Annotated in this window: 17 protein-coding genes; 12 read left to right on the top strand and 5 right to left on the bottom strand. The window is 40.7% G+C overall.

The window, feature by feature from the left end; translation table 11 throughout:
• Positions 1 to 93 precede the first annotated feature (93 nt).
• Together DFP80_RS05445 and yihG are read right to left on the bottom strand one after the other, a co-directional pair.
• A complete protein-coding gene (locus DFP80_RS05445) occupies positions 94 to 1,260 on the bottom strand; it encodes an aminotransferase-like domain-containing protein (RefSeq protein ID WP_113915802.1) in 1,167 nt (388 codons plus the stop codon).
• Positions 1,261 to 1,374: 114 nt separating this feature from the next.
• Positions 1,375 to 2,277: a 1-acylglycerol-3-phosphate O-acyltransferase, YihG family gene (yihG, locus tag DFP80_RS05440; protein WP_113916043.1), complete on the bottom strand. Its 903-nt coding sequence runs from the start codon at positions 2,275 to 2,277 to the stop codon at positions 1,375 to 1,377.
• 241 nt (positions 2,278 to 2,518) lie between these two features.
• Here yihG and DFP80_RS05435 point away from each other — a divergent pair, with 241 nt between their 5' ends.
• The 9 genes from DFP80_RS05435 to DFP80_RS05395 all read left to right on the top strand — a co-directional run bounded on the left by DFP80_RS05435 (position 2,519) and on the right by DFP80_RS05395 (position 13,402).
• The gene (locus tag DFP80_RS05435; RefSeq protein ID WP_113915801.1) at positions 2,519 to 3,934 is read left to right on the top strand and encodes an ATP-binding protein; all 1,416 of its coding nucleotides are present in this window, start codon (positions 2,519 to 2,521) and stop codon (positions 3,932 to 3,934) included.
• A gap of 22 nt (positions 3,935 to 3,956) precedes the next feature.
• Positions 3,957 to 4,634, top strand: coding sequence for a response regulator (locus tag DFP80_RS05430; protein WP_113915800.1), 678 nt, complete (start codon positions 3,957 to 3,959; stop codon positions 4,632 to 4,634).
• Between the two features lie 19 nt (positions 4,635 to 4,653).
• Positions 4,654 to 5,610, top strand: a complete 957-nt coding sequence (locus DFP80_RS05425) for an AEC family transporter (RefSeq protein WP_113915799.1) — start codon at positions 4,654 to 4,656, stop codon at positions 5,608 to 5,610.
• A gap of 46 nt (positions 5,611 to 5,656) precedes the next feature.
• Positions 5,657 to 7,738: a PAS domain-containing sensor histidine kinase gene (locus DFP80_RS05420; RefSeq protein WP_113915798.1), complete on the top strand. Its 2,082-nt coding sequence runs from the start codon at positions 5,657 to 5,659 to the stop codon at positions 7,736 to 7,738.
• A gap of 1 nt (position 7,739) precedes the next feature.
• Positions 7,740 to 9,113: a sigma-54-dependent transcriptional regulator gene (locus DFP80_RS05415; RefSeq protein WP_113915797.1), complete on the top strand. Its 1,374-nt coding sequence runs from the start codon at positions 7,740 to 7,742 to the stop codon at positions 9,111 to 9,113.
• A 150-nt stretch (positions 9,114 to 9,263) separates the two neighbouring features.
• The gene (locus DFP80_RS05410; protein WP_113915796.1) at positions 9,264 to 10,151 is read left to right on the top strand and encodes a helix-turn-helix transcriptional regulator; all 888 of its coding nucleotides are present in this window, start codon (positions 9,264 to 9,266) and stop codon (positions 10,149 to 10,151) included.
• 22 nt (positions 10,152 to 10,173) lie between these two features.
• Positions 10,174 to 10,710, top strand: coding sequence for a flavodoxin (locus tag DFP80_RS05405; protein WP_113915795.1), 537 nt, complete (start codon positions 10,174 to 10,176; stop codon positions 10,708 to 10,710).
• Between the two features lie 257 nt (positions 10,711 to 10,967).
• Positions 10,968 to 11,282, top strand: a complete 315-nt coding sequence (locus DFP80_RS05400; RefSeq protein WP_113915794.1) for a DUF3301 domain-containing protein — start codon at positions 10,968 to 10,970, stop codon at positions 11,280 to 11,282.
• A gap of 233 nt (positions 11,283 to 11,515) precedes the next feature.
• The gene (locus tag DFP80_RS05395; protein ID WP_113915793.1) at positions 11,516 to 13,402 is read left to right on the top strand and encodes a methyl-accepting chemotaxis protein; all 1,887 of its coding nucleotides are present in this window, start codon (positions 11,516 to 11,518) and stop codon (positions 13,400 to 13,402) included.
• Positions 13,403 to 13,501: 99 nt separating this feature from the next.
• Here DFP80_RS05395 and gltX read toward each other — a convergent pair whose 3' ends face one another.
• The gene (gene gltX, locus DFP80_RS05390; RefSeq protein WP_113915792.1) at positions 13,502 to 14,983 is read right to left on the bottom strand and encodes a glutamate--tRNA ligase; all 1,482 of its coding nucleotides are present in this window, start codon (positions 14,981 to 14,983) and stop codon (positions 13,502 to 13,504) included.
• Between the two features lie 103 nt (positions 14,984 to 15,086).
• Positions 15,087 to 15,878 carry a flap endonuclease Xni gene (xni, locus tag DFP80_RS05385; RefSeq protein WP_113915791.1) on the bottom strand — a complete coding sequence of 264 codons (792 nt, stop codon included), beginning with the start codon at positions 15,876 to 15,878 and terminating at the stop codon, positions 15,087 to 15,089.
• 114 nt (positions 15,879 to 15,992) lie between these two features.
• Between xni and DFP80_RS05380 the strand changes: the two genes are divergently transcribed.
• Together DFP80_RS05380 and DFP80_RS05375 are read left to right on the top strand one after the other, a co-directional pair.
• Positions 15,993 to 17,249, top strand: a complete 1,257-nt coding sequence (locus DFP80_RS05380) for a hypothetical protein (protein WP_113915790.1) — start codon at positions 15,993 to 15,995, stop codon at positions 17,247 to 17,249.
• Positions 17,250 to 17,447: 198 nt separating this feature from the next.
• Complete coding sequence (locus tag DFP80_RS05375; protein WP_113915789.1) at positions 17,448 to 18,773, top strand: TolC family outer membrane protein; 1,326 nt, start codon at positions 17,448 to 17,450, stop codon at positions 18,771 to 18,773.
• Between the two features lie 86 nt (positions 18,774 to 18,859).
• On the opposite strand, the gene DFP80_RS05370 is transcribed toward DFP80_RS05375, so the two are convergent.
• Complete coding sequence (locus DFP80_RS05370) at positions 18,860 to 20,158, bottom strand: M18 family aminopeptidase (RefSeq protein ID WP_113915788.1); 1,299 nt, start codon at positions 20,156 to 20,158, stop codon at positions 18,860 to 18,862.
• An 88-nt stretch (positions 20,159 to 20,246) separates the two neighbouring features.
• Here DFP80_RS05370 and DFP80_RS05365 point away from each other — a divergent pair, with 88 nt between their 5' ends.
• The gene (locus DFP80_RS05365; RefSeq protein WP_241560199.1) at positions 20,247 to 22,331 is read left to right on the top strand and encodes a carboxy terminal-processing peptidase; all 2,085 of its coding nucleotides are present in this window, start codon (positions 20,247 to 20,249) and stop codon (positions 22,329 to 22,331) included.
• Positions 22,332 to 22,341 lie beyond the last annotated feature (10 nt).

Genomic DNA, 22,341 nt, shown 5'->3' with positions numbered 1-22,341 from the left:
TGCTAGCCAAGTATAAATACAATAAAAAATGAGCCTTACTGCCACAAAAACACCGTAAAACAAAAACCCTGTCAATATCTAAACAAACGAGAGCTAGGCAAGCTGCCGAATGACTTTCGCAATTACCATAATGGCCTGTTGAATTTGTTCAGGCGAGACACGAGCAAAACTCAACCTTAGAAACGAATCATCAAATGGACTTTTACACGGAAAAAATGGCGTTCCAGGAAGCACCAACACATTATCCTTCAATGCCTCAGTCAGCACTAATTGCGATGAAACACCTTCGGGCAACTTCACCCAAAAGAACATACCACCAGCTGGAAGCGAAAACTTAATGAGATCACCAAGCTCATTTTGTAAAGCCTCCGCCATTGCATCTCGCTTTTCTTTATAGGCTTTTTGGAGCTTGATAACGTGGTCTGGATATTGTCCAGACTTGAGGAACTGGGCAATCATGCTCTGACCAAGACGATTGGTATGAAGGTCAACGGCTTGTTTTACTTTAACCAAGTATGGAGAAAAAGCATCGCAGGAAACAATATAGCCAGTACGTAACCCAGGCCACAACACCTTAGAAAAACTTCCCATGTACAACCAAGGTGCTTGTTTGATCAAAGTGGAAATAGGCGTAAGATCGACATTGTCATAACAAAGATCACGATACGGGTCATCTTCAATCAGCAATATATTTTTTTCATCGAGCAAGGCGGCAATCTCGCGCCGGCGCTCCAAACTATAACAATGCCCAGCTGGATTCTGAAAGTTTGGAATCAAATAAACCGCTTTCGGGTGATACTCCTCAATCGCATCACGCAAAGCGGATACAGACATACCTTCGGCATCAGACAGAACATCTTGAACCTTCGCCCCCTGCAACTTAAACACCTGACAGGCTGCCAAATACGTTGGCTGCTCAGTTAAAATGGTCGAATTTTCATCTAAAATCAGACGACTAACGATATCTAAACCTTGCTGTGAACCATTAGTTACCAGCACATTACCTATCGATGATTGAATCCCACGTTCTGCGGCAATCGATACTATGCATTCTCGTAGAGCCTCTTCTCCTTCACTTGGCCCATACTGGCGACTATCAACTAGTTGCTTCAATTCTGGATAGACGGGCATCAAGTTTTCGTCTGGCAAGCCTCCAGCTAAAGACAAAATGTCTGGCTGTTGACTATAATACAGCAACTCACGAACCAAAGAAGCTTCCATATTTCGCGAGTGAGAAGTCAATAAATGAGAAATATCCATACCAAGCCGCCTCAAAAAATTAAGAATAGAGAAACAGAGTCAGATATTTTCTTAAAATAGAAAAGATACAATTCCCGATTGATTGAAGGATACAGAAGGAAAAACGATTGCTCCCTACTCAAGACCCTTCACTTCTGTTTGCAATAAACACTCAAACTGCTGATCTTTTTGCTGCCAAAGCTTATTCACCCATTGCTGAAAATACGCCCTATACTCTGCATCATTTTGGTAGTCACCAAGCAAAGAATGATCAATCGGCATCACTCGAATATGCACTTTAATATCAGAGACCTCACCACAAAGATAATCAAAAAATTTCGGAGCTCCCTCTGGATAAACAATGGTCACATCAATTAACTGATGCAACTTGCCATCCATTGCATTTAACGCAAACGACAGGCCACCCGCTTTGGGCATAAGAAGGTGCTTATACTGACTCGATTGTTGATCATGCTTTTCAGGGGTAAAGCGAGTCCCTTCAAGAAAGTTCATAATCGAAACGGGGGAATACTGAAATTTATCGCAAGCTTTTTTCGTCACCTCAATATCTTTCCCCTTTAACTCAGGTCGTTTTTTGAGTAATGCTGAACTATAACGCTTCATAAAGGGGAACTCTAAGGCCCACCAAGTCAAACCAATAAATGGCACCCAAATAAGCTCTCGCTTTAGAAAGAACTTAATAAAAGGTATGCGTCTATTAAACAAGCGCTGCAAAACGAGAATATCCACCCAAGATTGATGATTAGCCGTCACCATATACCAATCATCCAATGCAAAATCATGCGTACCCGAGACTAAAATGGCAGAACGCCCTAAATAGCGCTGATTGATGTTATTCACCCCAATCCAAAATGTTGCGATATTATCCAGCACAACATTTAAAGCGGCGCGCGCTGATGCAAATGGCAAAATACACTTAACCACAGCCAAAACCATAACTGGAACGAAACAAATCAAGGTATTGGCAACAATCAAAATAAATGAAACCGAACCCTTCAACATAAGTAAAACAGGCATAAATAAACCTAAGAGACAAAACCCATGCATGATACTAAAGGAAACTCTTTATTGGAAATCCTCATTATTTACACTCCAACTAAGTAGCCAGCTTTCACTGTAAAACTGTATAGTAAACAGACGATTAGAATGACTAACGAACTAGCTTGATACCATGGACATTACAATCTTGTATCGATAATTATTAACGCCCTGTCAATGATACATAAACAGGACACACAATAGGATTTCAAACTCCACTATGGCCGTGACCAAAGGGTTAAAGATTCGACATAAGCTTTTTGCAGTTTTTGTTTTAAGCAATATTTTACTCATTGTTTCAATGTGGCAAGTATTTCAATGGAGCTTTGATAGAGGGTTTGTATCCTATGCTACAGAGCGAGATCGCGACTTCTTAGAACAAATGGCAAATAGAACCGCCAATCTTTATATCTATTACGACGATTGGTACTTTTTGGTTCAAGAAAGTCGGATGGAAAGAGAGTGGTATAAGGCAAAGGTTGAGAACCTACGTGACTTGGTTCCGCCACCCAGTACGCCTAACTTGGACTTAATTTATCCATCTCAGTATTACCGTCAACGTTTTTTATTATTTGATGCCAAAGAAAATCCGATAATAGGCAAAACACGCTTTACTGACGCAGAAACACACGCTGTCACTGTCAATAAAAAAGTTGTTGGCTATGTTGGCTTACGTTCAATACGAGAGCTGGTTCAAGATCAGACATTACGATTTGTTCGCCAACAGGGTGAAGCATTTTTGCTTATCTCTGCCTTCATGTTGGCCATTGCAGCACTCTTAACATGGCCACTGGCTCAATGGCTCAGCCGCCCTATCATTTCCATGCAAAAGGCGACAAAAAAATTAGCGGCAGGAAAGTTCGATACTCGTATATCGGTAAAAGGTGCAGATGAGTTAGCCAGCCTTAGCTGTGACTTCAACAACTTAGCTTGCACCTTAGAGCACACTAGAGAAGCTCGTAAACGTTGGGTTGCTGACACAGCGCACGAACTAAGAACACCGGTAGCGATTCTTAGAGGGGAAATTGAAGCGATGCAGGATGGTATTATTAAAATGACACCTGAAAGCCTCTCATCCTTACACCAAGAAACACTACACATTGCGCGCTTAATTGATGACTTAAACCAATTGTCGATGCATGATGTGGGTAGCTTAAGCTATGAAATGGAAGATATTTCGATAAATGAGATTATTGAACAAACTGTTCAGTCTATGACTCTTCCCTTTAATGAAGCGGGTTTAGAATTAGAGTTTGAATATTCTCAAAAAAGCCCTATTGTTATGAATGGTGATTCAGATAGATTACATCAGCTCTTTTCGAACCTGATGAATAATTCATTAAAATATACAAATGCCCCTGGTGGGCTAACCGTAAAATTAGCCAAAAAGAACAAGAAAGCCATTATTCTTTTTGAAGACACGGCACCGGGTGTTAGCGACGAAGACAAAAATAGAATTTTTGAACAGTTTTTTCGTATTGAAAATTCAAGAAATCGTGCAACTGGCGGACGGGGCTTAGGTCTCGCTATTTGCGCCAGTATTGTGGATGGACATCAAGGCACAATCAGTGCTTATCACTCCCCAGATGGTGGCTTAGGTATAAAAGTAGAATTCCCTTTAAACTACTCTCGTTAAACGAATAGGAACGAATAATATTATGAGCAAAGTACTGATTATTGAAGACGAACCAAAACTAGCAGAGCTAATGTCAGCTTACTTAGAACAAGCGGGCTATGAGCATCATCACCTTGACCGCGGCGATATTGCTGTTAATTACATCAAAAATAACCAAGTTGATATTGTTCTATTAGATCTAATGCTACCCGGTTTAGATGGCGTAGAAATTTGCAAACAAGTTCGCCAATTCAGTGGCGTACCTATTATCATGGTAACGGCAAAAGCGGAAGAGATTGATCGTCTGATTGGTTTAGAAATGGGGGCTGATGATTATGTATGTAAACCTTTTAGCCCGCGCGAAATTGTTGCTCGTGTAAAAGCCAACCTACGTCGCGTAGAGCTCGACCAAGCAGAATCACCAAGAACAGATGGCTTCGATCTAGATGTAGATCGCCTACGCGCAACTTACAAAGGCGATTTAATCGACTTAACAACTGTTGAGTTCCAATTGCTTCAATTGCTAATCAAAGAACCTGGTCGCGTTTTCGGCCGCGATCTTATAATGAAAAGCATTTATGCTGACAGCCGTGTAGTTAGTGATCGTACTATTGACAGTCACATCAAAAAACTGCGTAAAAAAATCTCTGCTGTGGCCCCAGAATTAAATGTCATCCATTCTGTTTACGGTGCTGGCTATCGTTTCGAAAACAACGACTAACAACTCCCTTACCTAAGGAATGGCGTTGAACAATTTTTTTGATGTCTTGGTATTTTCTTTCTCTATAACCATGCCAATATTTTTGATATTGGCATTAGGAGTTATTTTATACCGAATACGAATCATCAATGATAACTTCATTGATGTTGCATCTAAATTAGTGTTCAACGTTACACTTCCCGCCTTACTTTTCATTAGCATTTCCAAGAGTGACATATCTTCAAACACCGACTATTCATTAGTGGTATATGCAATGATAGCGGTAACACTGACCTACATAATATTAGAGCTACTCCTGTCTATTTGGGAGCCTAATAAAGGCGAACGTGCGGTTTTAGTTCAAGGCGCTTTTCGCTCAAACATGGGAATTATTGGTTTAGCCTATTGCGTCAACGCCTATGGAAATGATGTTTTCTCCGTAGCATCCGCCTATTTAGGCGGAGTGACCATATTATTTAATGTCTTATCTGTCATTGGACTAAGTCGAGCCCTAGGTAAAAATACCAGCTTGGTGAGTATCTTAAAAGGCATCGCAAAAAACCCACTTATTATTGCTATTTTAGCCGCCTTTATTACTTCACTATCAGGGGTAACTCTCCCCTCAACACTCTACAAGGCAGGCGATTATTTTGCACAAATGACACTGCCGCTAGCACTTTTATGTGCAGGGGCATCGCTCAACTTTAAGTCGTTAAAAAACGGCATGCTAGGCGCTATACTGGCATCCATAGGCAAACTTATTCTCATCCCCTTCGTACTGACTTTTGGCGGTTTTTTATTAGGTTATCGCAACATGGAGCTCGGCGTATTATTCCTCATGTCATCTGCTCCAACAGCATCCGCTAGCTATATAATGGTCCGGGCTATGAACGGTAACTCCTCGCTTGCAGCAAACATCATCGTTATAACCACCATTGCCTCCTTGATTAGTACCAGCATTGGCGTTACTTTGTTACGCAGTTTCAATTTAATCTAATCCGATTAATGACTGGTACATATAATAAAGGCTAGCGAGACTCTCTTTGATTTCACAATTCCGTAAACATCGCCTTTTCTTTCTTAGTTTCGGTTGCACCCTACTCACCCTACTATTCTTTGGTGTAAACACAATCGCCTACCAGGCACTCATTATAGAAAAGCATTCAGAAGGCCAAGACAAACTACTGGATTACGTTATTGAGTTGCGCAACGAATTAAAAAACTATCATATTCTTCCTTATGCGCTTGCTGACAATCCAACTTTACTTGCCTTTATGAACAATCCTAAAGACCCTGTTTTAACGCAGCGATTACAACGCCAACTAGAGGATTTGACCCATGTATCCAAAACACAGGATTGGTTTATTTTATCGGCACAAGGAGACCTTTTAGTCTCCAGTGAGCAGTCCCCGCATTTCGATTTAGACGACTACTTCAGTAAACAAGACCTAAGCAATGTCCTTAAAGAACAGCAAGGAGAATATATACTGGTATCGGGCTATAACCCAAAACAATATAAATCAGCTCACCTAGTATTGGCTCCTGTCTATACAAAAACAGGCTTAGCTGGCGCAGTTGCCGTTAGAATTAACGTCAGTGATTTGATTGAACGCTGGAACCTTCTTGACGATCTCGTAGTCATGACTGATCAAAACAGCCTCATATTTTTAGCGAGCAAATTAAACCGCCTTTTAGTGAGCAATTGGCTAGATTCACCTACGGAAGTTAAGTTTCTAAACAATACTCGCTCTAAAGTTTACCACCTAAACGATGAAAACTATCTTTTACAGAATGTCACTTTAGATGATCTAAAATGGCAAATTCACTATTTATCAAATTTAAAAGGTATTCACAAAAAAGCTCAGAACATCGCTTTTATCAGCCTTGGCATTTTTGCTCTAATATTTCTTTTCTGGCTATACCGCCGCGAGCGATCTTTAAAAATTGCCTCTAAATTAGAGAACGAAATACTGATTGCTAATAGCGCTCAACGTCAAAGAGTTTTAATAGAAAATACGCATGTCGGGCTTCTGCAACTCACAAAAAGAGGAGAAATATCCTTTGTAAACCCGATGGGAGTACGCTATTTTGGTCAGAGAGCTGAACTTAATAACCATTATTTACATGAATTCCTACCCAATTGCCCAGAAAATAAAATCGCATTAGCTTTTATTAAATCCTTACACACACAAGAGGTTACGGGAAATACACTCGCAGAAAACCTATTAGAGCAAGAAGTCGTCTTGCAAAAAGAAGACGGGTTAGTTTTTCCAGCACTACTCTCAGTATCCTCCTTAAAGTGGAGTGATTCACAAGGCTACTTAGTAACCCTACTTGATATTAGTAAACGAAAAAAAGCAGAGCTAAACTTACTTGAGGCAAACACCCGCCTTGAGGAACGCGTATTGGAACGAACAAAGGCACTTGAAGCCGCTCAAAAGGAGCTATTAAGAACCGAAAAACTCGCTGCTATAGGACAAATGTCCACCGCCATTGCACACGAGCTAAATCAACCCTTAACAGGCATAAGAACGTTAGCCTACACTGCAGAACTATTACTTAGACGCCAAGATTCAGAGCAAGCGTTAAAAACCCTCATCGACCTAGAATCTCTGGTTGTAAGGATGCAAAAACTAACTAGCGAGTTAAAAGTACTCGCCTATCGAAGACCTGAACAGCTTGCTCCAACCTCAATCAAGAATTCTATAGAAGGAGCCATAGAAAGCCTTGGAGATGATGCCAATAACGTTCATTGGGAAATTACATTCAAGGATTTAGACTCCGTCATCGCTGAGCCAACTCGATTAGAGCGTATATTCTCTAACTTAATTAGTAATTCAATTCAGGCTTGTGCAGAACTAAAAATCATACCGCATATAAAAATATCCTTAGAAAAACACGACACTCAAATAACCATAAACTACCAAGACAATGGCCCAGGTATAGAAAACACTCAGCTCATTCATATTTTCGAACCTTTTTTTACGACAAAGCCAATCGGAAAAGGTTTGGGGCTGGGCCTTGCCATTAGCGCCAACCTTGCAAAAGACATGAATGGCGTACTCAAAGCAAGCCACGATGATGAATCAAGACTCGTATTCCGCTTAACACTGTTAAAGGCCTAATATGGAAAACTGTAATCCCAATAATCACATTGAAATCTGGCTTCTTGACGACGACGATATTGTTCGCTCAACCACGGCGCAGTGGTTGCGTTTATCAAACTATGAAGTAAGAGAGTTTCAAGAAGGCCAAGAGTTACTAAACCAATTTAGGCTTGGATTACCTTGCATTATCGTTAGCGATATACGTATGACGCCAATCGATGGCTTAACGCTAATGAGCATCTGTCTATCAAAAGAAAATGAACTGCCATTTATCCTTATTACTGGACATGGGGACGTCGACACCGCCGTCAACTCCTTGCGTGACGGTGCGTTTGATTTTCTTGAAAAACCCTTCGACCCAAACAGACTGCTACAAACAGTCGAAAAGGCCATTCAACTGAGAAGCGTTCAACTCCAACATGCCAATCAGTCACAATACCTTGGAGACTTGCACGGCTTAGAAGAAACCATTATTGGTAAAAATGAGCAGATCGTCCGGGTCAGACAACAAATTCTCACCTTTGCTAGTATGGACACGCATGTCATAGTGTATGGGAAAACAGGCTGCGGCAAAGAGCTAGTTGCAAAAGCGCTACATGACTGCAGCCCTAGAAGCTCCAGCCCTTTTGTTGCCATAAACTGTGCCGCTATTCCAGCAGAGCTGTTTGAAAGTGAGCTGTTCGGACATGAAGCCGGCGCTTTCACAAGTGCTAATAAACAAAGAATTGGCAAACTTGAGCACGCCAGTGGCGGGACCTTGTTCCTTGATGAAATAGAAAGCATGCCTCTGGCGATGCAAATTAAATTGCTGCGCGTATTACAGGAAAACCAACTTGAACGAGTCGGCAGCAACAATACTATCCAAATAGACCTAAGAGTAGTCGCTGCTGCAAAAAGTGACCTACAGACACTAGAAAATTTTAGGCAAGATTTATTCTTCCGATTAAATGTATCTCAAATACATCTCCCCGACTTACGTCACCGAGGATTAGATATCCCATTGCTTTTTGAACACTTTTGTCGCATTGCAGTTAACGAACGAGGTGGAGATTTTAGGCAACTCAGTCCAATCGACCATGAGACCCTGACATTGTATGGTTGGCCAGGGAATGTCCGGGAGCTTAGAAATGTCGCACTACGTTACGCGCTTGAACCCAATACCAGTGTGGCCAAAATTTTAGCAGGTTATCAAGCTCAGGACGATATAGACACCATCACACCGCTTCCCCTTAGCGTCAAGGTACAAGAGTTTGAGCGTAGTTTAATTGAAGCCAGCATTCGACAGCAAAAAGGTAACATTCAGCTTGTCTTAGAACAGCTTCAACTACCACGCAGAACCTTGAACCAAAAAATGCAAAAATACGGACTCAATAGAACAGACTATTTAGACTAACACCCACCCCGCTAACCTTCTTTCATAAGCGCACATCAGATAAACATATTAATAAAGTGATTCTCATATAAAATTTTTAATGAGAATCACTTGCATTGAATGCCAAAAGAATCTTTAATGATAACCATTATCAGATTGAGGCAACATACGATGCAATTAAACATGCGCGATGTGTATGACAATGCAGGCAACATAAAAGAAGAAGTGGCACCATGGCTATCGGGTCACAAACAACTTTTTTCTCTACTTCCGAGTTTGCAATTAATTAACCAACACCTAAGTAGTAATGCTGATGTTTCAATCCATGAAGAAGCGCAATCAGGTATCTATTTCTCCTTCTTAGCTTCGGGACCAATCAAAACAGCAAAAGACATTAACTCTGTGCAAATTACATATCAGCCAAAAAATATCAACGGCCAGTTTATGATGGCAAAAGGAGATGAGCACAGTTTGCTTCAAACCCGCATTAGCCCAGTCCAACTGGCTGCAATACTTGGTGAAACGGAAGATCAAATTATTCAGCATTTTACGGCTATGGGAGAAAAACTGGGGAATGAGCATGGAATCATCCAACTCCCTATCACAGAAAGAACCATGTCATCGATGGATCTGATACTGGCACACAAAGGCCACTCCATCAGCCTTGCTGGGCATCTTTATTCAGTCATATTTACACTAATTGAACAATTGCAAATGCTTAGCCACTTATCGCAGTGTGAAGATTGCCAGAGTAAACTGTTCCATGCGCAAAACCTAATTGAAACCCCTGAGCACGACGCATTAAATATCAAGCGATTAGCTCAACAGGTTGGACTTAACACCGAAGCACTCGAAATTGGTTTCAACCTTATCGTTGGGCAACCTATAGAGCATTACTGCACTCGCAGCCGAATTAAATCTGCAGCAGCTCAATTAAGGCAAGACCCCAGCGCTAAGCCACATATTGTTGCTCAAAGCGGCTTTTCTGAAGATCAGTTTGAAGCGGCTTTTATTCAACACTTTGGTGTCAGTAGCCACCAATACGGACAAATTCACTAAATGTTAAAAGTTAAGGCATAACATGGCTAAATCAACAATTGCCCTTATTTACGGCACAGATACAAACAATACCGAAGAAGTTGGCCATAAGATTGCCAAACAGTGGGAAGAACTTGGCGAGCAAGTAGATATATTTAACATCAAGGATATTGAGCTTGGCTTACTAGAAGAATATTCCATGCTCATTTTAGGTATCCCAACTTGGGATTTTGGCGGCATTCAATCCGACTGGGAAGACATTGGAGACAGCTTAGCTGAACTTGCCCTTGAAGATACCGTTATAGCGCTATATGGACTTGGCGATCAGTTTGGTTACGGCGATTACTTCATCGATGCCGTAGGCTGGTTGTATGAAAAACTATTACCAACAAATGCTACCTTTATTGGGCAATGGTCTACAGAAGGTTATGAATTTGAGGCCTCTAGAGCCTGTATTGAAAGTAAAAAATTCTTCATCGGTTTGGCGATCGATGAAGATCAACAGTTTGAACTCACTGATCAGCGTATTGAGCAGTGGGTTATCCAACTTTACGCAGAGAGAGCTGTAGAAGCCGCCTAAATTATCGCCTGACTGGCCATTTGATTGAAACTAACGACTCAAATTTGGTTTACCCACACATTCGCTGCCCCGAATGCCCAAATTTAGTTTTAATCAGTGAGATAATTTTACGACTTGCTCTAAATAGCGTGAAGACCGTGGCTACCTCTCCTTTCTCTCCTGCTTGGAGGTAGCCACGAATTTCTTTTCAGAAACTATTTTTTTCTAGCCACTATTCGTTATGATGTTAAAAACCTATTAAGATTTAGTTGGCGCACATGAACTTACAACTTTCTGACATTATTATTCTGCTTTTAATTGCTGCTGTTATTTACTCTTGGTGGAGAAACACATCCATACGAGAACAGGCACTAATAAGTGCCAAAAAACACTGTGAATCACTGAACCTACAACTACTTGAGGATAGTGTTGGCGGCGATGAATGGAAACCCACTTGGCATCATGGAAGAGTGAAAATAAAAAGATCCTACAAATTTGAATTCAGCTCCAGCGGGATTGCCCGCTACTCCGGAAAAATCAGTTATCTTGGGGACCAAAAAATTAAAATATGGCTAAGCCCACACGATTTTTAGCTCATACATACCTTTAACCCGCCGCCATAAAAAAATTAACGAAATACAGCGCTCCCGCACAAGATAAATCCATATTTTTATGTCAATTAATTGCAAATAAGGTCATAGTAGAAATAGAATGCTTAAGTAAACATTTGTAATGCTTTAATAGACTGAATTATGAAGGTTGAGATGCCAATGACACTCATCCACGTCTATTCGTTCCACCTATAATAAAAAGTGCAGGATATAATATGTTGGCAAACCTTAGTTTTCGTACCAAGTTACTCTCATTATTGATTGCGGCTATTCTTGGATTCGTTGTTGTGACTGCCGTTGCTTTACAAGGATTGAATGTTCAAGAAACCTCATCTTCAAAATTTGACCGTCTCACCACAGTGGATAAAGACCTAGCCTCTCTAGCCATTACATTGATGGAAGAATACGAGACACTATCTGGCATTGATAATAGTACTTATGAAGGCTTTTTGGAGGCATTAAATGCTAACCATGAAAACTTCATGATGACACTTGAAGGAGATATGAATCTACTTCAAGATCCAGAAGCAAAGAATAATATAAGTAACATTACTTCTTCATTAGCAAACTATAGCGATAACCTGAAGTTACTCGTCAATCAAAGACAAAAAGTAGGCTTTAATGGTTCCTCGGGGCTAAAAGGCGAAATTTCACAATTAGGCGAAAAAGTCACAGAAGAAATTTCTTTTCTAAGCCTAGTTAAACAAGAATTCCTACCCGTTCGTGAAGCCGAGAAGAACTTTATTTTTGAGCCAATCGCAGAAAATAAAGCCGCGTTCATGGAGCGTTACGAAAAATTCTACAAACGCGTGACGAACTTTGGCCTTGAAGAACGTTTCGGTGACATTATTAATCAGTACTTTTCAGCCGTTGAAAATTTTGACAAAGAGAATCAAGAATTAACAGATTTACAGTCACAGTTTGTAGAAAGCAAAGCAAACTTTGCTCAAACTCGTCTAACAGCTGTTGATTACATGCAAAAAGCGGTTTTAGATGCTCGCCAACAAGCTTCAACAAGCTCACAACAAGCTAGTATCAGCGTCATCATTGTTAGTATTGTTGTTGCTATTATTGCTGCCCTTATGATGATGGGGATTGGTCGTAGTGTAAAAAGTACACTCAACCAAATCATTAAAGATCTAGGTAAGGTTAAAAGTGGTGATTTAACCGCTCGTTTACATGTAAACCAAAAGCGTAATGATGAGTTTGACTCTTTATGTAGCTCTGTAAACGAAATGACAACAGGATTAGGGTCAGTTATTGGTGAAGTTGTTGATACCACTCAAGGCGTCAATAATATGGTAACTGAACTGAATACTTCTGTTACCAATATCGCACAAAGCAACCGCTCAGTGAGTGAACAAACAAATTCGCTTGCCGCAGCAACCGAAGAAATATCCACCACTATATCTAGTATTTCGAGCACAACTGAAGACCTAAGTAGCCAATCCCAACATACTTACGAGTCTGCTAAAGTTGGCGCTGAAACAATTAAAGGTGCTCTGTCAAATCTTTCAAGCACTATTAGTGTCGTTAATAAAACAAGTGAGCAACTAAACGAGCTTGGTCAATTATCTAAAGATATCGATAACGTTATCGGCATGATCAATGACTTGGCAAACCAAACAAACCTTCTTGCACTAAACGCTGCGATTGAAGCTGCACGTGCCGGTGAAGCAGGTCGTGGATTCTCAGTCGTTGCCGATGAGGTGCGCTCACTTGCTGAAAAGACAGTCGATGCCACCGCTAAAATCACAGATATTGTCAGTACAATTCAGTCATCAACACAAACGGCAATCGAGACAATGCACAGCGGTCAAGAAAGCTTGCATTCGATTGAAGAGTTCAGTGAAAAAGCAGAATTGGCTATTCGTGAAATCGAGCGCAATGCTCAAACAAGCTCAGCCTCTTCCATTGATATGGCTCGCTCCATCCAAGAAGTTGCGAAAACGGCGGTACACATGAGTGAAGAAATGGACACAATTGCGCAGCAACTTCAACGTGATAATAGTTATATTAATAGCATTGAAGGTAATACCCGTGACATTCACAGCCAGGTTAGCAGCTTAGATAACAAAACGAGCATGTTCACTACTCGTTAATCTAAACAATAAAACTAGCGATATAAAAAAACCGACTTTGACAGTCGGTTTTTTTTGGTCATTTTTCGTTAGTAAAAAGAACACTGCCCCTAGATATAACTATAGGTCAGCAAATTCTTTTTCCCAACGTTTCGCTTCTTTCTTAGAAGGACCACCTAGAGCATTCACTGCTGTACGCATACGAGCACGTGAGATATCAGAACCTAGAATCGCCATTGAATCGAAAACAGAAACAGACGCGGTTGTTCCAGAGATAGCAACAAATAATGGCGCAAAGAAATCTTTCGGCTTAACCTCCATAGCTTGAGCCAAAGTTTTCATTTCATTAAAGATTTCATCTTTTTCCCATTTGCTCAATGCTTCCAAACGCCATAAAGCGAACTGCATTGCCTTACGCAGCATTTCTTCTTCCATCTTAATTGAAGAGAAATCTTCTTTGGTAATTGGCAACATACCTTTTAAGAAAAAGCCAGCTACATCAGCAACATCCGAGAAAGTTTCAACACGCGGAATCACTAGCGGCAGAATCTTCATCAAATATTCGGGGTTAAGCGCCCATTCAACATATTTTTGAGCAAAGGTTTCAGGTGTTAAATTCTCACGAATCCACATACCATTTAGCCAGCTCAATTTTTCAACATCAAAAACTGGACCACCCAAAGAAACACGCTGAATATCAAAGTGCTCGATCATTTCGTCTAACGAGAATTTTTCACGCTCATCAGGCATAGACCAGCCCATGCGGCCCAAGTAGTTTATTACCGCTTCTGACATGTACCCCATACGCTGATAATATAAAATACTCGTTGGGTTTTTACGTTTTGATAACTTAGATTTATCAGGGTTACGTAACAAAGGCATATGACATAAAGTCGGCATATCCCAACCAAAGTATTGGTATAACAAAATATGCTTAGGCGCTGAGTTGATCCATTCTTCACCACGGATAACGTGGGTAATTTTCATTAGATGATCATCAACCACATTTGCCAAATGGTAAGTCGGCATGCCGTCTGCTTTTAACAATACCTGCATATCCACTTGAGCCCAATCAATTTCAATTGTGCCTCGAAGCATATCCTGAACAACACATGTACCCTCTTCAGGTATTTTCATACGAATCACATAAGGAATACCAGCATCTAATTTTGCCTGTATTTCTTCTGGTGTCAGGTTAAGTGCACGACCATCATACTTTTGTGGCAAGCCTTGCTCTTTTTGCTCATGACGCATTTGATCCAATTCTTCAGTTGTTTCAAATGCATAGAAAGCATGGCCCTTATTGATCAACTCTTGAGCGTATTGCCCATAAATATCGCCCCTTTCACTTTGACGATAGGGACCATATTCACCACCTACATCAGGTCCTTCTGCCCAATCTAGACCTAACCAACGTAGCGCATCTAAAATCATTTTTTCTGATTCTGGTGTACTACGAGTTTGGTCAGTATCTTCAATACGTAAAATGAACTTACCGCCCATTTTGCGTGCGAAGGCCATATTAAATAGCGCAATATAAGCTGTACCTACATGTGGATCACCCGTTGGAGACGGTGCAATACGTGTTCTTACCTCTGACATAAAAATCTCTTTTATTAGTTGCCTGAAATGCCGCTATTATAAGCGTCTCATAAGATATGAGTAAGGGGTTAAACTGAACTTTTCTACTTAAGAAGTTTGATATTCACTCAACTTTACTTTCTATATACCTAAGCTGCGAAAGTCGAACCCCTATTTCCACATCTGTTTTCAAAGCAACTAATGAGCGAGACAATAAGCACTGCTCATACCCTCCCGCCAACATTGACTGAATACGCTCTGAAAAAAACGGTAAGTTTGCATAAATCTCTTCGATTGTAGGAAACGAACCGATGATACCTAAGGCCGTTTTCGGACCAATTCCTTTAACACCAGGGATACGATTGGTGGTATCTCCCACTAAAGCCCAATAATCTATTAGCTGTTCAGGCTCAACACCATATTTTCCAGGCACCCAGATCTTGTCATAGCCTAATTTAGCAAAATAATCATATTGAAGGATTCGATCATCCCCCAGTAGCTGGGTAAAACCTTTGTCTGTTGAAATAATATAAGACTTAACATTTATACTCGCTGCCTTTACTGCTAACGTCGCAATAAGGTCATCGGCTTCCCAACCATCAATCCTCAAACAGGGTAAATGATTGAAACGAAATACTTTTGCAAAGCTTGGCAAAGAGTCAAGTAAGGCGTCGTCCATTGGAACTCTACCTAGTTTATATTCTGGGTAAACTTGGTGACGCCATGTTTTGCCATTTGAGTCAAATACAACAACAGCGTAAGAGGGAGAAAATTGGTGAGTGAGTTTCGCTAAAGCTTCAACGGCTATACTTTGAGTCCGCTCAATACGGCGAGTGGGATCTTTCTCTGACTCTAGTGCGGCATAAAGACGCCGGATCAAGTTCAATCCGTCAACAATTAGTAATTTTTTATCCACTCCAAACCCTTATTTTTGCTGCATTGTTTGACGTTTACTTGAATTTAATAGGGTAACATGGGTAAAGATTCATCACGACAACCTGACTACCGTTATAACCAAAAGGATTCTGTTATGAACAAACAACCCGTCTATTTTTGCCTTAGCATTCTTTTAGGAGCAACGACTCACAACGCTTTTGCCTCACCTTTAAACGCTGTTATCGGCTTAGACAATAGTCAGATTGTGGAAACCAGCAAGCAGCTCAGCCTTCATCCGAACTCAGGATCACTGCTACCTCTCCAAGACAATTTCGCGCCTATCACTCACCTAGAAAACGACGTTAATGCCAACTGGTTTGATTTAATAAATCAAAAAGTAAGAGTAGAGCACAAACAAAGAGAACTAAATTATACAGGCACTCTAGCCAAAATCGAACAAAACACACGTTCTTTTGTACTTAGTAATAAAGAATTTTCTATGACATTGCCCATGGACGATTTTTACTTAATTCCACTGGAGAATTCCAACTCAGTAGATACCAAAACTAAGGATAAAACAGACACAAATAAAGCGACGCCTTACAAAGTAAGCTATCAAACTAATGAGCTTTCGTGGACGCCACAACTAAGTTTGATCTTTGATGGTGATAATGTTTCCATTTCCCAGCAAGCACTTATCCACAACAACTCAAGCTCTACCATTGAAATACAAAATAGCCTGCTACATTATTCCCGAAGCAGCGCACCTCGCCTCTATAAAGCTGAGCGCAGTTCGCTTGCGATGAGCACAGATAGAGCTGACGTAAACTATCAAGATAATGAAGTAAGCTATTCCCTAGGTGGGGCTATTTTGTCCATCGCGCCATATTCAAATACCTTAATCCCTTTACCTAGTAGCAAGAGTACAATTGATAAGCAAACACAGAAAGCAAAGCTTTATACTTATGGCAGCAACTCTGGAAAAATCAGCTTAAACTTCTATAACAACGTCAGTTTTTCATTACGCAAAAATGGTCTTCCTGGCGAATACAAGACATTTTGGAAAAGAGGAGACCTTCTTATTCCAGGAAATACGATGCACTTAGACACGAATCGTGAAGGTCGATCAGTTAGCGTTATGACAAATAAAAGCCAAGATATCACTGGTTATTTAACCTTGGTCAGTGCCTCATCACAAAAACTACCTAGCACTCAAGTCTGGAAAGCAACTATTGAAAATCACTCAAATACGCCTCAACAGTATTCAATTGAACAAAGTACTAATGGCGTTGTGGAAGTATTAGAAGGTAGTGATGTGGTTCCAATAAATGCGAATAGCTTAATAATTTCAGGGGAAATAAAAGCAAACTCGCAAAAAACGATTACTTATAAAGTAGATGTAAAAAACTAAAATAGAAGGAATGTGAAAAACATTGATTAAAAAAACAGCTCCGCTTGCATTAATTTTTCACATTCAAACTCTATTTAAAATATTTCGTTATGATATGGTCAATAGTCATAATAGATATAGCAAGAATGGCACTGCCGAAAGCGAAAAACTTAAGGTACTATTATAACTATATTTCATACTACGAGCCCACAGAGATCTATGAAAAAGCATATTATACCATCACTCATCGCTGCAGCCGTTCTAAGTAGTACAGCTGCCCATGCTGAAAGCATCTACGAAGTATACAAACTTGCTAAACAACATGACCCAGGTTTACGAGCTGCCGCAGCGACATACCAAGCGCAAAAAGAAGGCGTAACCGTTACCAAAGGCAACTTATATCCTAGCCTTAGTTTTAGTGGCAGCTTAGGCTACAGTAATGTTGATGCCCCCTCTATTGAATACGACAACAATTCAAATACATTATCACTGGATTTAAGCTACCCAATTTACTCTCCAGCGCTCAACTATGCTGTAGATGCAGTAGAAATCAGTTCAGAAAGTGCAGGCGTTAGCTTTAATAACTCCGAAGAAGACTTAGCACTAACCACTCTAACTGAATATTTTAACCTACTAATAGCCCAGTCTACTCTGCAAACAACGGAAGCTTTAGTAAAGAGTACCGCAAGCCAGTTAGATCGTGCCAAAAAACAATATGAAGTTGGTTTGGCTTCTATCACCGATTTACAAGATGCCCAAGCAGAATATGACTCAGTACGCGTGACTGAATTAAGCGCACGATCCAGCGTATCTTATGCGCAAAAAACTTTATACCAAAGAACTGGTCAAGTAATTAATAACATCCCTCAGCTGGCTAAAAACTATCCTATACGTCTAGATCCAAATATGACGGTAGACACCTTAATTGCCAAAGCACGTATGGATAATAAAGAGCTACAAATACTCAATTACTCAGTTGAAAGTGCAGAGAATAACATTAACATCCAGAAAGCCAACGGACGCACTCCAACCGTGGCTATTACAGGGTCCCTGTCTCGCACTGACAATGACTACAGCGTTAGCACTTCATCCTTAACTGATGGTGCGACTAATACCTCTTCCATTGCGTTAGGCGTTACCATTCCGTTGTACAGTGGTGGAGCGATTAACGCTTCTGTTAGACAAGCAACAGCACAAGCTGAGTCAGCGACCGAACAAAGAGCAAGTTCATTGCAGGCAATCGAACTTAATATTCGAAGTCTATATCTAGACCTACAAACGGCAGTTGCTCAGATCGATGCTCAGCAGCAACTCATTCGATCTCGCACAAGTGCTTTAGAAGCGACTAAAGCGGGTTACGATGTAGGTACCCGCAACTTAGTTGAATTACTGGATGCTCAATCTAATCTATATAACGCACAGAACACATACGAGCAATATCGATACAACTTCGTAGTGAAAAAGCTAAACCTGTTAGAGGTAACTGGCGACCTTACAGAAGACAAAATCAAAGAACTCGACAAATGGTTAGTCGCAAAAAACTAATTTAACGTTGAACATTGCCCAATGAAAAAGCCGCAAAACATCGTTTTACGGCTTTTTTCGCTTTCCACTCAACCAATCATTTTAACTTAGCGAGCAATCAGTTTTTCTCGTTTGGTGAAACGAGCCAGCACTTTAAACAAACCGAATGCATCACGACTACCAGCCAACTCACGAATAGAGTGCATGCCAAAAGTAGGTAAACCGATATCAATTGTTGGCACACCAATTTCACCTGATGTAATTGGCCCTATCGTACTACCACAAGACATATCGCTACGCACAACAAAACACTGAACCTCATAATTCTCTTCAGCAGCAATATCGCGATACACACTGGCTGTTTCGCTATTTGTTGCATAGCGCTGATTAGCATTTACTTTAATCACCGCACCTTTATTAATAGAAGGTGCATGGTTCTTATCGTGCTTATGAGCGTAATTTGGATGCAAAGCATGAGCATTATCAGCTGAAACCAACATAGACCGCTGTATCGTCTGAACATATTGCTCTGGATTCGGGGTTAGGCGACGCAATACATCCTCTAAAAATGGGCCATTTGCACCGCAAGCAGACAAACTACCAATCTCTTCATGGTCAGTGCAAATAAGCAAGCTAGGACGTTGTTGATCGGACTCCAACAAAGCACGTAAACCAACAAAGCAACTTAACAAATTATCTAAACGCGCTGAACATATATACTCTTTATGCAAACCAACGAGAGCAGCTGGCTGTGTATCGTACAAGCTCAACTCAAAATCAAGAACCATATCAATAGACAGATCAGCATATTGCTTTTCAAGCTGGGACTTTAACAACTCATGCAGATCAAACTCGTTTTCTGCACCGCATAAAATGGGTAAAATCTCTTCTTGCGGATTAACAGAAAAGCCTTCATTGGCTTGAGGATTCAAATGGATCGCTAAGTTAGGTACCACAGCGATTGGGTCTTTAAAATCCACTAGACGGCTTATAATATCGCCATTTTTTGTTTTCAGCGTAATACGACCTGCAATGGATAAATCTCGATCTAACCAAGTATGGAGCAAAACACCGCCGTATACTTCAACCCCCAACTGGTGATAACCAAAGCGATCAACTTGCGCATTAGGCTTCAATTTCAAACAAGGGCTGTCCGTATGAGCCCCAATCATACGCCAACCACTTTGACTCAAATTGAGCTGAGGCGTTGTAAAGGCGATCAAAGAAGATTCATTGCGCGTAACAAAATACTTCCCGCCCTCTTCTACCACCCAATCATCTTCTTCTAATAATTCAGTAAAGCCTTCTGCCAGTAGAGCATGACGCATACTAGCAGTAGCATGAAAAGGAGTCGGAGAAGACTGAAGAAATGACAGTAAAGAGTCGTTAAAATTTGAAAATTCCATAATGTCCTATTAAGCAAAATGCTTTAAAAAAGTGACTTTTTAACACTTTGGCTAGCCTTACAGCCCAGTGTCTAATATGATTTTACCAATGACGTATAAAATAGACAGAGAGAGCCCTTATCGGATGAACTATAAACGCCTTTTGCTTTGCCTTTTAACAGGCTATACCTTTGCCTCAACACCTGCGTCTGCTTATCAGGAGCTACAGCCTCCTCATGAATATGACAAAGTATCAAAAGAGCTCGTTGAGATGCTTGAAGGCATTCATTATAACAGACCTCAGATTGATGATGCTATTTCCGAAAAAGCTTTCGATTACTATATTGATTCCCTAGACCCAAGCAAAAGTTTTTTCCTAAAAAGTGATATAGACAAACTATCTCAATACAAAGATAGCTTTGACGATGCCTTAAGAAATGGTGACACGACGGTCGCATACACAATTTACAACCTTTACCTTGAGCGTTTAGAAAAACGACTTGTAAGCCTTCAAGACCAGTTGCCGGAGATGATCAAAGGCTTCGACTATACAATCGATGAGTCTCTTAATGCAGATCCAGACACCCTAAAATGGGCGACAACTGAGACAGAACTGGATGACTACTGGCGCAAACGATTAAAAAACCGAGCGCTAACCATGAAGTTAAACGGTGAAAGTGAAGAGAAAATCCTATCTACACTTGAACGCCGCTATAAAAATCAAATTAAACGCGTCGACCAAACTAACGCCGTTGATGTATTTCAAACTTTCGCCAATTCAATCACCGCAGCGCTTGACCCTCATACCAATTACTTTGCACCGCGCGCCTCAGAAGCCTTTAACATTAACATGAGCTTATCTCTAGAAGGCATAGGTGCGGTTCTGCAAATGGATGACGACTACACCAAAGTTGTACGTTTGGTTCCTGGCGGACCAGCAGCAACTCAAAGTGAGCTATCACCTAATGATCGTATTATCGCAGTAGGCCAAGAAGGCGAACCTATGATCGATGTCGTCGGTATGCGCCTTGATGATGTTGTCGACATGATCCGTGGTGAACGAGACACCACAGTAATATTAGAAGTCACGCCAAGCAAAGGTGACACCCAGACAAGCAAGCGCATTAGTATTGTGCGAAAAAAAGTGAAGCTAGAAGATCAATCAGCTAAAAAAGAAATTGTTGAAGTAGAACGTGATGGCGAAAAATACAAAGTTGGCGTTATTACTCTACCAACTTTTTATTCAGACTTCGCGGCCATCCAAGCGGGCGATAAAAACTACAAAAGCTCTACTCGCGACACTAAAAATCTCATCGAGGAATTACGCAAAGAAGATATTTCAGCGCTTATTCTTGATCTAAGAAACAATGGTGGCGGTTCTCTACAAGAAGCCAATGCCTTAGCTGGATTGTTTATTCCATCTGGTCCAACCGTACAAATCCGCGATCAAAGTGGACGTGTCACACCATTAGGTGATTCAGATCCTGCTATTGTTTACAGCGGCCCTATGGCTGTTTTGGTAAACCGTATGAGCGCATCTGCTTCTGAAATCGTAGCTGGTGCTTTACAAGACTACGGGCGCGCTCTGATTCTTGGCGACCAAACCTTTGGCAAAGGCACTGTTCAAGTATTACAAGACATGGACAAAGGACAACTGAAGGTTACTCAAGCAAAATTTTATCGTGTCTCTGGTGAAAGCACCCAACACAAAGGTGTGATGCCAGATATTGCCTTCCCATCATTGGTCGATAAAGACGCAATCGGGGAAAGCGCATTAGATAACCCTTTACCTTGGGATAAAATCCATGAAACGCGCTACCCGATATACTGGAATATGCCTGCTTACTTACCTATTTTAGAACCGCGTCATGAAGCAAGAATGGCTAAAGACCCAAATTTCATTGCGATTAATGGGCAAATAGAAGAATTTAAAAAACAAGCTGAGACCTATAAAACCATTTCTCTAAAAGAAAGCACTCGCATACAACAAAAAGAAGACAACAAAAAAAGTGAGCTAGAACGAGAGAACACTCGTCGCAAAGCACTAGGGCTCGAACTACTTACATCGGTTGAGGATATTAAACCCGTAGAAGAAGACACTTATGCCAAAGAAGCCTCTGAGATCCTATTAGACTTTATTGCCACCAATCAAATGGCAGAGAAGCAAGCAGAGCAAAAAACAGCACAAAACTAAACGACAAAGC

This window comes from Marinomonas rhizomae (assembly GCF_003315485.1).
Lineage (GTDB): Bacteria > Pseudomonadota > Gammaproteobacteria > Pseudomonadales > Marinomonadaceae > Marinomonas > Marinomonas rhizomae.
Note: the sequence above shows the minus strand (reverse complement) of the source record. Positions and strands in the feature narration are given on the sequence as shown.